Here is a 12,770-nt window from a genome sequence, read left to right on the forward strand (position 1 = left end):
GCCGCAGGGCGCGCGCGTGGCGGCGGCCAGCGCGCGCACGCTGCGCGCGGCGGTGGACATGGTCGTCGCCGTGGTGCGGCCCGGCAGCGCCGCGTTGGCCGGATTACTGCGGGCCGAAGACTGCGTGGTGTTGGAGACCGACCGGGCAGAGGAGGGCATGGGCGCCAGTCTGGCCGCGGCGGCGCAGTATTTGCAGGGCCTGCCCGGCACGCCTGCCACGGTGCTGGTCGCGCTGGCCGACATGCCCTGGATCCAGCGCGCCAGCCTGGCGAGCGTGCTGGAGGCGCTGCGCGATGCGCCCATGGCCGCGCCCTCGTACCAGGGGCATCGCGGCCACCCGGTGGGATTCCGCGGAGACCTGCTGGCGCAACTCGCCGCGCTGAGCGGGGACGAAGGCGCGCGGCGGCTGCTCAAAGGGCCAGGCCTGCAATTGGTCCCCGTCGATGATCCCGGGGTGTTGCGCGATGTCGACACGCCTGCCGACCTGGATGAAGACGGCTGAACGCCGCCTGCGGGCAAGGCCGCCGCGGCGGCCTTTTTTTTGCGCTTCGGGATTTCCCTAATTTGTCAGTACGCTGACTATAAAGTCAGTATACTGACGTAAATTCGGAAGCCCTCGCAGGGCTTTTCCCAATGGGAAAGCGGCTGCGCACGATTCCGGTTGTTCCGATGTAATAGTCAGTGTACTGATAAACAATGCTGACGCGCCGTGGCAGGACAGGGTCCGCGCCATCAAACTGGGAGTAGGGGAATGAGCAAAGTACGCAAGATCGCGTTTGAGGAGCACTACACCGCGGTCGGATTCAAGGACTATTCGAAGAGCTTCGCGCAGCACATCGATCCCGCCGTGCTGGCCGACCTGGCCGCGCGCCTGGTGGATTTCGACGAAGTCCGGCTGGGCGAAATGGACCGCGGCGGCATCGACTATGTCATCCTGTCGCAGACCGGGCCGGGCGTGCAGGCCGAAGCCGACGCCGCCGTCGCGCTGCGCCGCGCCAAGGAGAACAACGATTTCCTGGTCGAGCAGGTGGCCCGCCACCCGACGCGCTACGGCGCCTTCGCCACCGTGCCCATGCACGATCCTCTGGTCGCCGCCGCAGAACTGGAGCGCTGCGTCAAACAGCTGGGCTTCAAGGGCGCGCTGATCAACGGCCACACCAATGGCGTGTACTACGACGGCCGCGCCTATGACCCGTTCTGGGAAAAGGTGCAGGAGCTGGACGTGCCCGTCTACCTGCACCCGTCCGATCCCTACGTCATTCCGCAGGCCTACTCGGGCCACCCCGAGCTGGTGGGGGCATGCTGGGGCTGGGGCGTCGAAACCGCCACCCATGCGCTGCGTTTGCTGTTCGGCGGCGTGTTCGACCGGTTCCCCGCCGTCAAGCTGATCCTGGGCCACATGGGCGAAGGCCTGCCGTTCCTGCGCTGGCGCTTCGACAGCCGCTTCGCGGTCTATTCGCACGGCATCAAGCTGGCGCGCGCGCCTTCCGAATACCTGGGCAGCAACATCCTCATCACCACGTCCGGGGTCTGTTCGCCTCCCACGCTGATGGCCGCCATCGCCGAAATGGGCCGCGAGGCGGTGATGTTCTCGGTCGACTATCCCTACGAATCGACCGCGCTGGCCGTGGAATTCATCGAGCAGACGCCGATGGACGACGCGACCCGCGAACTGATCTGCAACGGCAACGCGCGACGCCTGTTCAAACTCTGAGTCCAGCCCGGGAGACCGACATGAGCAACTTCCTGTACGGCGGCAACGTCCATGCCAACGGCATCCGCCAGCATTACCTGCGCTACGGCGGCGAACGTGGGGCGGGGCGCGATCCGGTCATCATCGTGCCGGGCATCACCAGCCCGGCGGTCACCTGGGGCTTCGTCGGCGAGCGCTTCGGGGCCGCCTTCGACACCTATGTGCTGGACGTGCGCGGTCGCGGCCTGTCCGCAGCCGGCGCGACGCTGGACTACAGCCTGGACGCGCAAGCCGCCGACGTGCTGGCCTTCGCAGAGGCGCTGGGCCTGGCGCGCTACAGCGTAGTTGGCCATTCGATGGGCGGACGCATCGGCGTGCGCGCCGGGCGCGGCAAGCCGGCAGGACTGAGCCGCCTGGTCCTGGTGGACCCGCCGGTGTCCGGTCCCGGCCGCCGGCCGTATCCCGCCAAACTGCCCTGGTACGTCGATTCCATGGCGCAGGCGCGCCACGGCATGGACGCCGAGGCCATGCGCGCGTTCTGCCCGACCTGGACCGAGGAGCAGCGCCAGCTGCGCGCCGAATGGCTGCACACCTGCGACGAGCGCGCCATCATCCAGAGCTTCGAGGCCTTCCAGAGCGACGACATCCATGCCGACCTGCCGCGCCTGGACGTGCCGGTGCTGCTGATCACGGCGGAGCGGGGCGACGTGGTGCTGGACGCCGACGTGGCCGAGATCCAACGGCTGGCGCCCGGCACGCAACACCACCGCGTGCCCGCCGCCGGCCACATGATTCCGTGGGACAACGAGGAAGGCTTCTATGCCGCCTTCGGCGATTTCCTGGGCGCGCCGCTGGCGCGCGGCTGAAGCGCGCGACCGTCAAGCAAGGAGGGCATCATGCCTATAAGCGACTATGAAATGGTGAAGGCCTGGCAGCAGGTGCTGACCCTGTCCAAGCTGCAAGCGGGGCAGACCGTCACGGTGCTGACCAGCGCGGCCACCCATCCGCAAACCCTGGCGACGGCGCTGATCGCGACGCAAGCCATGGGCGCCATCGTGAACCGCCTGGACTTGCCGCCCGTCAATGGCGAGCGGGCGCTGAGCCGGGACTCGCTGGCCTACCTGGGCACCACGCCGCTGACCGGCAACAAGGCCGCCATTGCGGCCTTGAAGGAAAGCGACCTGGTACTGGACCTGATGACGCTGCTGTTCTCTCCGGAACAGCACGAGATCCTGGCGACCGGCACCAAGATCCTGCTGGCGGTGGAGCCGCCGGAAGTGCTGGCGCGGCTGGTGCCGACCGAGGCCGACCGTGCGCGGGTCAAGGCGGCCGCCGCGCGCATCGGCGCGGCGCGCGAGATGAGCGTGGTATCCGAGGCGGGTACGGACCTGCGCTGCCCGCTGGGCGAGTTCCCGGCCATCAGCGAATACGGCTTCGTCGACGAACCCGGGCGCTGGGACCATTGGCCCAGCGGCTTCGTGCTGACCTGGCCGAACGAAGGCGGCGCCAACGGCAAGATCGTGATCGACGTCGGCGACATCCTGCTGCCGCAGAAGCTCTACGTGCGCTCGGCCATCGAGCTGACGGTCGAGAACGGCTACGCCACGCGCATCGACGGCGGCGTGGACGCGGAACTGCTGCGCGAGTACGTGGCCTCGTTCAAGGACCCGGAAGCCTACGCGATTTCGCACATAGGCTGGGGCCTGCAACCGCGCGCGCACTGGACCACGCTGGGCCTGTACGACCGCGAGGCCACCATAGGCATGGACGCGCGCGCCTACGAGGGCAATTTCCTGTTCTCGCTGGGTCCCAACAACGAGGCCGGCGGCAACCGGACCACCACCTGCCACATCGACATCCCCCTGCGCGCCTGCACGGTGCGGCTGGACGGGGAGGACGTGGTGCGCCAGGGCAAGGTGCTGGACGGTGCCGGCCTCCAGGCTTAGCACGCAATCACCGTACTAGGAGTTCCCTACATGAATGACGATATCTCGGCCTACGCGCGCCAGGGTTTCGGCACGGCGATGGCGCCCAAGGCGCCCTATGGCCTGCTGATCGTGGACCTGGTCAACGGCTTTGCCGATCCGGCTGTGTTCGGCGGCGGCAACATCCCCCAGGCCATCGAGCAGACCGTAGGCCTGCTGGCGCATGCGCGCAAGCAGGGCTGGCCGGTGGCGCACAGCCGCATCGTGTTCGCCGACGACGACGCGGACCACAACATCTTCACCTTGAAGGTGCCGGGCATGCTGACCCTGAAGGAAGCGGACCACAACAGCGCCATCGTGCCGCAGCTTGCGCCCGCGGCCGGCGAACTGGTGGTGCGCAAGACGGTGCCTTCGGCGTTCTTCGGCACCAGCCTGGCGGCCTGGCTGTCGCAACGCGGCGTGCAGACGCTGCTGGTGGCGGGCGCGGTCACCAGCGGCTGCGTGCGGGCCAGCGTGGTGGACGCCATGCAGTACGGCTTCCGGCCGCTGGTGGTGTCGGATTGCGTGGGCGACCGCGCCATCGGCCCGCATGACGCCAACCTCTTCGACATGCAGCAGAAGTACGCCACCGTGTTGACGCGGGACGAAGCCATGCGCGCTACGCAGGCCTGAGCTGGCGCCGCAGACCGGCACAAAAAAAGGGTTGCGCCCCGTGGCGCAACCCTTTTTTTACATTGCTCTTCCGCGTTCTAGACGGGATAGACCAGGTCGTTGGCCAGGATGGTGGTGTCATACACCACCTGCCGTTCCTTCAGCTTGAGCACGCCGTCCTGCCGCGTGTAGCGGTCGTAGTAGGTGCCGGCCAGGTGCAGGGTGGTGGGACCTTCCACCAGCGTCTGCATCAGCATGAATGCCGCCTGGGACTCGATCTCGCCATCCGCGGATTCGCTGATGACGCGGGTGTTGCTGACCAGATGCAGCATGTAGCGCGGGGCGAACATCTGGGTGCGAGAAATGGCCACGGCGCGGTCATGCATCATGGCGCGGCCTTCGGAGTACACCAGGCCGACGGGCAGGCCCAGTTCGGCGTTCTCGCGCGCGGTGACGCGGTACAGGCCGTCCTCGGTGAAGAAGTCCGGCCAGGCCTCGACCTGGCCCGCGTCCAGGGCGGCGCAGTAGTCGGCGTGGAATTCCTCGATCTCCAGTCGCAGCGCGATGGCGCGCGCGGGATCGATCTTGCGGGGGGAGTATTCGAATCGGGTTCTCATGTTTCCTGGTTCCTGCCTCAGAAGCCCATCACGCTGCGGTAATAGCTGTACATGGAGCGGATCGCAGCTTCCGAGATCAGCGTGTTGGAGGTGCCTTGCTTGCCGGACTCCAGCTTCAGCACGTTGACGTCGGTGCTGGCGCGGCGCACGCCTTCCTGCACGAACTTCATGGCTTCGTTGTCTTCCAGGCCGAGGAAGCCCGCCGGCCCCATCAGGTTGCCCTGGCGCAGACGATGGCGCTCCATCTCGGGCGTGTCGTCCTCGTAGCCGAACATGGTCCATTGCATGATCATGCTGTCGGGCCCGTTGGGCACGATCTGGCGCACGCCCAGCGTGTTCATTTCACGTTGCACGATCAGGTTGGGCCAGACGGTCTGCATGGTGACCGACCAGGGCGAGTCGAATTCCTTGACGAACTCCAGGAAGCGGTCGTCCTGCAGGTGCAGGCCGTCGTGGAAGGAGCGCATTTCCTTCTTGTTCTCTTCGCTGACGTTGGCGTACTTGTCCTCGCTCTTGGCTGAAGCCATGGTGCCATGGCGGCCATGCACCGGATCGACCAGCATGGCGGATTTGTTGCCCGCCACCAGCAGCCCGAACACCACCAGGAACGAATGCAGCAGGGTTGCGTGGTACGGATCCTTCAGGTTCTCGTGATACATCTTCCAGTTGCACGGCAGCTCGTTGCGGTAGTAACCGTGGATCTTGAGCTTCTTGCCCGGGAAGACGGTGTCGAAATCGGCCAGGATTTCGGGTGTCAGGTATTCCTCGATGGGTTCGACCTCATCGCTGTAGGACGCGAAGATGACGCCGTTGCGCGTGGTGACGCGCAGCTTGCGCAGGCCGTGGTCTTCGTTCTTGAAGTCCTTGGGCATGCCGCCCTCGCGGTTCACGCCGCGCTTGAAGGGGATGCCCTGCAGATTGCCCTTCAGGTCGTAGGACCACTGGTGGTAGGGGCAGACGAATTCCTTGGCGTTGCCCTGGCTGTGGCGGCAGAACTCCGCGCCGCGGTGGGCGCAGCGGTTCTCGAACACATTGACCGAGCCGTCTTCGGCGCGCGACACCACCACCGGGGTCGGCCCCACATAAGACCGCTTGTAGTCGCCCGGGTTCGGCAGCTCGGCTTCCAGGGCCACGTAGTTCCAGGTCTTGCCGTGGAAGATCTTTTCCACTTCCTGGTCGTAGACGGCGCGGCTGGTGTAGACCCAGTCGGGGATGTAGTGCAGCGCGTCTTCCGGCCAGACACAGTCGGCCAGGGCGGTGTCCTTGGACGCCATCGTAAGGCCGATGACGGTTTGCGATTGATACATGAAAAGCTCCTGTCGATGCGGGGGCGGTAATGGTGGGGTCAGGACGCGGCGGCGTTTTGCTGGCAGGCTTTCACCAGCGGCTTGAGCGCCACGGTCTCGTCGGCATAGCGCTCGGGATCGATGGCGATGCCTTGTTCGAACAGCACGCGCAGCTGGCGCAGGTCGCCGCCGGCGTTGATGGCGATGGCATGCACCGGCACGCCGTCGCGGTGGCCAAGCCAGATGAACTTGGGCGCCTCGGCCTGCGCCTGGGGCACGCCGCGGCAGGCATAGACCAGGTCCGGCTGGGGCAGGCCCAACATCTGTACGTTGCAGCCATACTGGTCCGTCCAGAACCACGGATAGGGCTCGGCCGGCGCGGGCTGGTCCAGCATGCCGGCCGCGGCCGCGCGCGCCTGTTCGTTGGCGTTCTGCCAGGATTCCAGCCGCAGCGCCATGTTCAGGTGACGCCGGTGCTGGCTGGCGCAATCGCCGGCCGCATATATATTTGGGTCGCTGCTACGGCAGGCGGCGTCCACCGCGATGCCGCCATTGGCGGGATCCAGCGCCAGACCGGCTTGCGCGGCCAGCGATACGTCGGGCACCAGGCCGATGGCCACCACCACGACGTCGGCCTCGATAGAGGAAGCGTCTTGCAGTTCTATATTGAAGCGCGCCTGATGCCGCACAGCGGCATCCGCATGGGGCTGCCAGTCGGTGCGCGCGATGCGCGCGTCCAGGCGCAGGTCCACGCCGGCGTGGCGGGCGCGTTCGGCCAGCCAATCCGACAGGGCCGCGGGCAGCACGCGTTCCAGCAAGCGGGGCGCGCTTTCCAGCACGGTGACTGTGGCGCCCAGGGCGCGCGCAGTGGACGCCACCTCCAGGCCCAGGAAGCCGCCGCCGATGACGGCCACGCGCGCCTGCGGCGCGAGGGCGGCGCGCAGCGCCGCGGCATCGTCCAGCGTCCTGATGTAATGCACGCCCGGCGTGCCGCGCGGCAGGCTGGGCAGTTCGCGCGCCCGCCCGCCGGTGGCGAGCAGGCAGCGGCTATAGGGGAGGCTGCGGCCGTCGGCCAGTTCGACCAGACGGTTGGCAGCGTCGATCCGCAAGGCCTGCATGCCGGTCAGCAGGGTGACGCCTTGCTGCGCATAGAAGTCTTGGGGGTGCACAGCGGTCTGGCCATGCGCGCCGGGGCTTTGCAGCACGTCCTTGGACAGGGGCGGGCGCTCATAGGGCGCGTGCGCTTCCTGGCCGATCAGCGTGATGGGGCCGGCATGGCCCAGGCCGCGCAGCGTGGCCGCCGCCACCGCGCCGGTCTGGCCGGCGCCGATGATGAGGATCGGATCTGCGTCAGCCATGGTCAGCCTTGCAGGTTGGCATAGATGTCCTGGCCTTCGACCTTGACCGGATAGATGCGGATGCCAGTGGTGGCGGGTGCGCACATGGCCTGGCCGGTGCGGATGTCGAATTTGGCCTGGTGGAGCGGGCATTCGATGCAGCCGTCTTCCAGATAGCCGTCGGACAGCAGCGCGTAGGCGTGGGTACAGACATTGTCGGAGGCGTGGAACTCGCCTTCGATGCGATACAGCGCAAGCTGCTTTTCGCCGGCGGCGACGGGGATCACCTCGTCGTCTTCGGTCAGTTGGTCGGTAGAGGCAATGCGGATCCAGTTCATATCAACTCGCTCGTCAGTATGCTGAGTAATTGTCGTCAGTGTACTGCCTAAAAAAACAAGTCAGGAGCTAGGGATTTCCCCGACAGGCGGCGGGTCGAAGGGCGGCGGCGCGGGCCTATTATGCACGGCGTTCGCGGTGCGCAATCGCGACCGTCCGCTATATGTAAGGAGTACCCGCAAATAGCCCTCGGACCCGTGAAAAAAAACCGCCGGAATGAGTGGAAACCCAGGCGTTTCGCGGGCGTCGGCAGTGGGGATTTACCTTGTTGACACTCAAAATTACTGTCAGTATGCTGATCAACAATTCAGTGTGCTAACGTTTTTTTCGGATGTACGCGAGTGGCGTTGGCATGAGTTGAGGCGGGTCCAAGGGGACTCAATCGAACCAGATCGGGAGCAATGAATGCAACGACGCCGTTTCCTCGCACAAGCCGCCGGCGCAGCCGGCGCGGGCCTCGCCACCGTGGGCATGCCCGCCGTCGCGCAATCCGCGCCGTCGGTGCGCTGGCGCATGTCCACCAGCTGGCCCAAGAGCCTGGACACTATCTACGGCTCGGCCGAAGAACTCTGCAAGCGCGTGGCGCAGCTGACCGACGGCAAGTTCGAGATCCGCGCCTTTCCCGGCGGCGAACTGGTGCCCGCGGCGCAGAACATGGACGCGGTCAGCAATGGCACGGTGGAATGCAACCACGTGCTGAGCACGGCCTACATCGGCAAGAACACCGCCCTGACCTTCGACACCGGCCTGTCCTTCGGCCTGAGCGCGCGCCAGCATAACGCCTGGATCGCCTACGGCGGCGGCTTGAAGATGCTGCGCGCGCTCTATAAGAAGTACAACATCGTCAACCACGTCTGTGGCAACGTCGGCGTGCAGATGGGCGGCTGGTATCGCAAGGAGATCAAGTCGGTCGCCGACCTGAAGGGCCTGAACATGCGCATCGGCGGCATCGGCGGCATGGTGCTGTCCAAGCTGGGCGCGGTGCCGCAGCAGATCCCGCCGGGCGACATCTATCCCGCGCTGGAAAAGGGCACCATCGACGCGGCCGAATGGATCGGCCCCTACGACGACGAGAAGCTGGGCTTCAACAAGGTGGCGCCGTACTACTACTCGCCGGGCTGGTTCGAAGGCAGCGCCTCGATCACCAGCATGGTGCACGACAAGGCATGGGAAGCCCTGCCGCCGGCCTACCAGGCAGCGTTCGAGGCGGCGGCCGGCGAGCAGACCATGCGCATGCTGGCCAACTACGATGCGCGCAATCCGCTGGCGCTGCGCAAGCTGATTGCCGGCGGCGCCAAGGTCAGTTTCTTTCCCAAGGAAGTGATGGACGCGGCGTACAACGCCTCGCAGGAACTGTGGGCCGAACTCTCGGCCAAGAACCCGGACTTCGCCGCCATCTTCCCCGATTGGAAGAAATTCCAGGCCGAGCAGGCGGCTTGGTTCCGTGTGGCTGAAAGCCCGCTGGACAACTACACCTTCGCCGCCGTGGCGAAGGCCCAGGCCAAATAACCAGTGTCCTGCCCCGCAGATACGCCCGCACGAAATCCCCCCATGAACGTCAGGGCGTCGTTGCAAATCCTCGCGATACCTTCGGGTATCGCTGCGGTTTGCGCCTAGCCCCGATGCTCGTGGAGGAATTTCGCCAGGCGGGCGCATCTACGGGACAGGACACTAACAGGAGATAAAGGGTAGTCATGACGACAGCAAACGCCGATACGCACGGCCGGCCAGGCAAGCCGCAGGGAGTGGGCGCGCGGGTGCCGCGCAAGGAGGACGCGCGCCATCTGCACGGCAAGGGCAATTTCGTGGCCGACATGGCCATGCCCGGTCTCTGCGAGGTGGCCTTCCTGCGCAGTCCGCTGGCGCATGCGCGCATCGCTTCGGTGCGCGTGGCCGAGCAGATCGCGGACAAGGCGTTTGTGCGCCAGGCCATGGCCGATGCGCGCGACATCGTGGCGGATTCCACCTTGCCCAGCTACCAGGTGTCGGCCCAGCCGCCGCTGGCCTCGGGCAAGGTGCGCTTCGTGGGCGAGCCCGTGGCCATGGTGTTCGCGCCGACCCGCGCCGAAGCCGAGGACTACGCCGAGATGATCGAGGTCGACTACGACGACCTGCCGGTGTATGCGGACGTCGTCAGCGCCCAGGCGGCCCAGGGCGATTTCGTGCACGAGCAGTGGCGCGACAACGTCTTCGTCACCCTCAATGTCGACAAGCAGTTCGATGAGCTGGCAGCGCAGGCGGACGTGGTCGTGCGCCGCAAAATCGACCTGTCGCGGCAATGCATGGTGCCGATGGAAGGCAAGGCGGTGCTGGCCTACTGGGACCACCAGGCCGACCAGCTGGTGGTGGTCAGCGCGACCCAGGTGCCCCATATGATCCGCAGCGTGCTGGCCCAGTGCCTGGACCTGGAGCAGGGCCGGGTGCGGGTGGTGTCGCCGGACGTGGGCGGCGCCTTCGGCTACAAGTGCGTGCTGCAGCAGGAAGAGCTGTGCGTAGCCTGGCTGGCCAAAACCTTCAAGAAGCCGTTCCGCTTCATCGAAGACCGCCGCGAACACCTGACCGCGGGCGCCAATTCGCGCGAGCACCATTATGAAATGGTGGCCTATGCGGATCGCCGCGGCAAGCTGCTGGCGTTGGACGCCAAGATCACCATCGACGGCGGGGCCTATTCGGTCTGGCCGTTCACCATCGGCCTGGAACCGGGCCAGGCCATCGGCAACCTGCCGGGACCGTATGCATTCAAGGGCTATCGCTGCGTGACGCGGGCGGTGGCCACCAACAAGCCGGGCTTCGTGCCGTATCGCGGCGTGGCGCGCACGGGCGTGTGCTTCGCCATGGAATTGACGATGGACGCGATCGCCCGCGAGGTCGGACGCGAGCCTTGGGAAATCCGCCAGGAAAACCTGGTGCAGGGCGAGCAGATGCCCTACGTCAACGTCACCGGCAAGCACCTGGACAGCGGCGATTATCCCGCCAGCCTGCAACAGGCCATGGACATGATAGGGGTGGACGCGATCCGCGAACGCCAGCGCCAGGGCGAGGCCGACGGCCGCCTCATTGGCGTGGGGCTGGCGACGTACACCGAACAGGCCGCGCACGGCACCTCGGTGTTCGCGGCCTGGGGCACGCCCGTGATACCGGGCTTTGACCAAGCCACCGCGCGGGTCACGCCGGACGGCGGGCTGGAACTGCGGGTCGGCGTGCATTCGCACGGGCAGGGCATGGAGACCACCTTCGCCCAGATCGCCAATGAAATCCTGGGCGTGGACGTGGCCAGCATCAAGCTGCTGCATGGCGACACCGGTCAGACGCCGTTCTCCACCGGCACCTACGCCTCGCGTTCGCTGGTGATGTCCGGCGGCGCCGTGTCGCAGGCCTGCAAACGCCTGCTGCCGCGGCTCACGCATATCGGCGCGCATCTGCTGCAGGCCGATCCCGCCAGTGTGACCTGGAACGGCGACCGGCTGGAAGCCGGCGGCAAGTCGGTGTCGGTCAAGGACGTGGCCGACGCCTGGTACTTGCGGCCGCAATTGTTGCCGCCCGACGTGGACGCCGCTGGCCTGGAAGTCACCGTGGGCTACAAGCCCAAGGTCGACACCGGCTGTTTCACCTATGCGACCCATGCGGCGGTGGTGGCGGTGGACCCGGGCACGGGCGGCGTGGAAATTCTGGATTATGTGGTGGTGGAGGACTGCGGGACCATGATCAATCCCATGGTGGTCGAAGGCCAGACCATAGGCGGCGTGGCCCAGGGCATAGGCACCGCGTTCTACGAGGAAACACCTTACGACGACAACGGCCAGCCGCTGGCCTCGACCCTGGCGGACTACATGCTGCCAGGCGCCACCGAGGTTCCGAACATGCGCCTGCACCACTTCGAGACGCCGTCGCCGCATACGGAGTTCGGCGCCAAGGGCATGGGCGAGGGCGGCGCCATCGCGCCGCCGGCGGTGCTGTTCAACGCGGTCAACGACGCGCTGCGGCCATTGGGCGCAGTCGAACTGCTGCGCACGCCGCTGTCTCCAACCCGGGTGCTGGCCGCCATCGCTCAGGGCAGCCGCAAGACCGCAACCGTCGCCACGGAGGTGACGGCATGAAGGCCGCTGCATTCGAATACTCCCGCCCGGACACCCTGCAGGACGCTTTGCGGGCGCTGCGCGGGCACGAGGGCCGCGCCAAGCTCATGGCTGGCGGCCAATCGCTAGGCCCCATGTTGAATCTGCGCCTGGCGCGTCCGCCCGTCGTCATCGACATTTCCGGCCTGTCCGAACTGCGCACGGTGTCGCGCCAGAATGGCAAGCTGCGCGTCGGCGCGGCCGTGACCCATGCCGAGATCGAGGACGGCGTGCACGAACTGCTGCGCGGCACGCCCATGCAGCAGGTGGCGCCGGGCATCGCCTATCGCGCCATCCGCAACCGCGGCACGCTGGGCGGCAGCCTGGCGCATGCCGATCCGGCGGCCGACTGGGTGCTGACCGTGGTCGGCCTGGGCGCGACGCTGGAGATCGCGGGGCCGGACGGCGTGCGCATGCTGCCGGCGGAAGACTACATGCAGGGCGCCTATACCACCGGGCTGCGCGAAGACGAGCTGATCGCCGCCGTGCACATCCCGGAAGCCGGGCCGCAGGCGCGCTGGGGCTACTACAAGTTCTGCCGCAAGACCGGCGAGTTCGCCGAGGCCAGCTGCGCCGCGTGGTTCGATCCGTCCTCGAAGACGGCGCGCATCGCGGTGGGGGCCCTGGACGGCGCGCCCAGATTGCTGCCCCAACTGGCCGCGCGCATCGCGCAGCAGGGGCTGGCGGGCCTGGATGAAGCGCTGCTGGCCAGCGAGCTGGCCGGGGTCATGCAGGACAAGGATGAACACCATCGCAAGCTGCACGGGACCGCGGTGACGCGCTGCCTGGCGCAGGCCTTGGGTTGACAGG

12 protein-coding genes are annotated in these 12,770 nt (G+C 66.8%); 8 read left to right on the forward strand and 4 right to left on the reverse strand.

Annotated elements, in window-relative coordinates; genetic code table 11:
• The 5 genes from IB257_RS00005 to IB257_RS00025 form a co-directional block, all read left to right on the forward strand.
• Positions 1 to 502, forward strand: a 502-nt coding sequence (locus IB257_RS00005; RefSeq protein ID WP_192491685.1) for an NTP transferase domain-containing protein, incomplete at its 5' end; no start/stop codon positions are given.
• Between the two features lie 249 nt (positions 503 to 751).
• The gene (locus IB257_RS00010) at positions 752 to 1,714 is read left to right on the forward strand and encodes an amidohydrolase family protein (RefSeq protein WP_059378445.1); all 963 of its coding nucleotides are present in this window, start codon (positions 752 to 754) and stop codon (positions 1,712 to 1,714) included.
• A 20-nt stretch (positions 1,715 to 1,734) separates the two neighbouring features.
• Positions 1,735 to 2,559, forward strand: a complete 825-nt coding sequence (locus IB257_RS00015; RefSeq protein ID WP_054459033.1) for an alpha/beta fold hydrolase — start codon at positions 1,735 to 1,737, stop codon at positions 2,557 to 2,559.
• A gap of 30 nt (positions 2,560 to 2,589) precedes the next feature.
• Positions 2,590 to 3,639: a 2,5-dihydroxypyridine 5,6-dioxygenase gene (locus IB257_RS00020; protein WP_054459034.1), complete on the forward strand. Its 1,050-nt coding sequence runs from the start codon at positions 2,590 to 2,592 to the stop codon at positions 3,637 to 3,639.
• A 30-nt stretch (positions 3,640 to 3,669) separates the two neighbouring features.
• The gene (locus tag IB257_RS00025) at positions 3,670 to 4,290 is read left to right on the forward strand and encodes an N-carbamoylsarcosine amidohydrolase (protein WP_119451813.1); all 621 of its coding nucleotides are present in this window, start codon (positions 3,670 to 3,672) and stop codon (positions 4,288 to 4,290) included.
• Between the two features lie 77 nt (positions 4,291 to 4,367).
• Here IB257_RS00025 and IB257_RS00030 read toward each other — a convergent pair whose 3' ends face one another.
• The 4 genes from IB257_RS00030 to IB257_RS00045 are packed head-to-tail and all read right to left on the reverse strand — an operon-like array spanning position 4,368 to position 7,847.
• Complete coding sequence (locus IB257_RS00030) at positions 4,368 to 4,886, reverse strand: aromatic-ring-hydroxylating dioxygenase subunit beta (RefSeq protein WP_054459037.1); 519 nt, start codon at positions 4,884 to 4,886, stop codon at positions 4,368 to 4,370.
• A 17-nt stretch (positions 4,887 to 4,903) separates the two neighbouring features.
• The gene (locus IB257_RS00035) at positions 4,904 to 6,193 is read right to left on the reverse strand and encodes an aromatic ring-hydroxylating dioxygenase subunit alpha (RefSeq protein ID WP_119451812.1); all 1,290 of its coding nucleotides are present in this window, start codon (positions 6,191 to 6,193) and stop codon (positions 4,904 to 4,906) included.
• A 38-nt stretch (positions 6,194 to 6,231) separates the two neighbouring features.
• On the reverse strand, positions 6,232 to 7,530 hold the full coding sequence (locus IB257_RS00040; protein WP_192491686.1) for an NAD(P)/FAD-dependent oxidoreductase: 1,299 nt from the start codon (positions 7,528 to 7,530) through the stop codon (positions 6,232 to 6,234).
• Between the two features lie 2 nt (positions 7,531 to 7,532).
• Positions 7,533 to 7,847 carry a non-heme iron oxygenase ferredoxin subunit gene (locus IB257_RS00045; protein ID WP_054459045.1) on the reverse strand — a complete coding sequence of 105 codons (315 nt, stop codon included), beginning with the start codon at positions 7,845 to 7,847 and terminating at the stop codon, positions 7,533 to 7,535.
• Between the two features lie 403 nt (positions 7,848 to 8,250).
• On the opposite strand from IB257_RS00045, the gene IB257_RS00050 reads away from it, so the two are divergent.
• The 3 genes from IB257_RS00050 (at position 8,251) to IB257_RS00060 (ending at position 12,766) form a co-directional block, all read left to right on the forward strand.
• A complete protein-coding gene (locus tag IB257_RS00050) occupies positions 8,251 to 9,354 on the forward strand; it encodes a TRAP transporter substrate-binding protein (protein WP_054459047.1) in 1,104 nt (367 codons plus the stop codon).
• A 185-nt stretch (positions 9,355 to 9,539) separates the two neighbouring features.
• On the forward strand, positions 9,540 to 11,942 hold the full coding sequence (locus IB257_RS00055; protein ID WP_175163642.1) for a xanthine dehydrogenase family protein molybdopterin-binding subunit: 2,403 nt from the start codon (positions 9,540 to 9,542) through the stop codon (positions 11,940 to 11,942).
• Positions 11,939 to 12,766 (forward strand): xanthine dehydrogenase family protein subunit M, encoded by an 828-nt coding sequence (locus IB257_RS00060; RefSeq protein ID WP_119451809.1) that lies wholly within the window; start codon positions 11,939 to 11,941, stop codon positions 12,764 to 12,766. Before IB257_RS00055 ends, IB257_RS00060 begins: the two co-directional genes overlap by 4 nt.
• Positions 12,767 to 12,770 lie beyond the last annotated feature (4 nt).

Source organism: Achromobacter sp. ACM03 (assembly GCF_014851665.1).
Lineage (GTDB): Bacteria > Pseudomonadota > Gammaproteobacteria > Burkholderiales > Burkholderiaceae_B > Achromobacter > Achromobacter aegrifaciens.

Coding starts and splice junctions, on each gene's coding strand:
- IB257_RS00010 (WP_059378445.1), top strand. CDS start 752: ATGAGCAAAGTACGCAAGATCGCGTTTGAGGAGCACTACACCGCGGTC.
- IB257_RS00015 (WP_054459033.1), top strand. CDS start 1,735: ATGAGCAACTTCCTGTACGGCGGCAACGTCCATGCCAACGGCATCCGC.
- IB257_RS00020 (WP_054459034.1), top strand. CDS start 2,590: ATGCCTATAAGCGACTATGAAATGGTGAAGGCCTGGCAGCAGGTGCTG.
- IB257_RS00025 (WP_119451813.1), top strand. CDS start 3,670: ATGAATGACGATATCTCGGCCTACGCGCGCCAGGGTTTCGGCACGGCG.
- IB257_RS00030 (WP_054459037.1), bottom strand. CDS start 4,886: ATGAGAACCCGATTCGAATACTCCCCCCGCAAGATCGATCCCGCGCGC.
- IB257_RS00035 (WP_119451812.1), bottom strand. CDS start 6,193: ATGTATCAATCGCAAACCGTCATCGGCCTTACGATGGCGTCCAAGGAC.
- IB257_RS00040 (WP_192491686.1), bottom strand. CDS start 7,530: ATGGCTGACGCAGATCCGATCCTCATCATCGGCGCCGGCCAGACCGGC.
- IB257_RS00045 (WP_054459045.1), bottom strand. CDS start 7,847: ATGAACTGGATCCGCATTGCCTCTACCGACCAACTGACCGAAGACGAC.
- IB257_RS00050 (WP_054459047.1), top strand. CDS start 8,251: ATGCAACGACGCCGTTTCCTCGCACAAGCCGCCGGCGCAGCCGGCGCG.
- IB257_RS00055 (WP_175163642.1), top strand. CDS start 9,540: ATGACGACAGCAAACGCCGATACGCACGGCCGGCCAGGCAAGCCGCAG.
- IB257_RS00060 (WP_119451809.1), top strand. CDS start 11,939: ATGAAGGCCGCTGCATTCGAATACTCCCGCCCGGACACCCTGCAGGAC.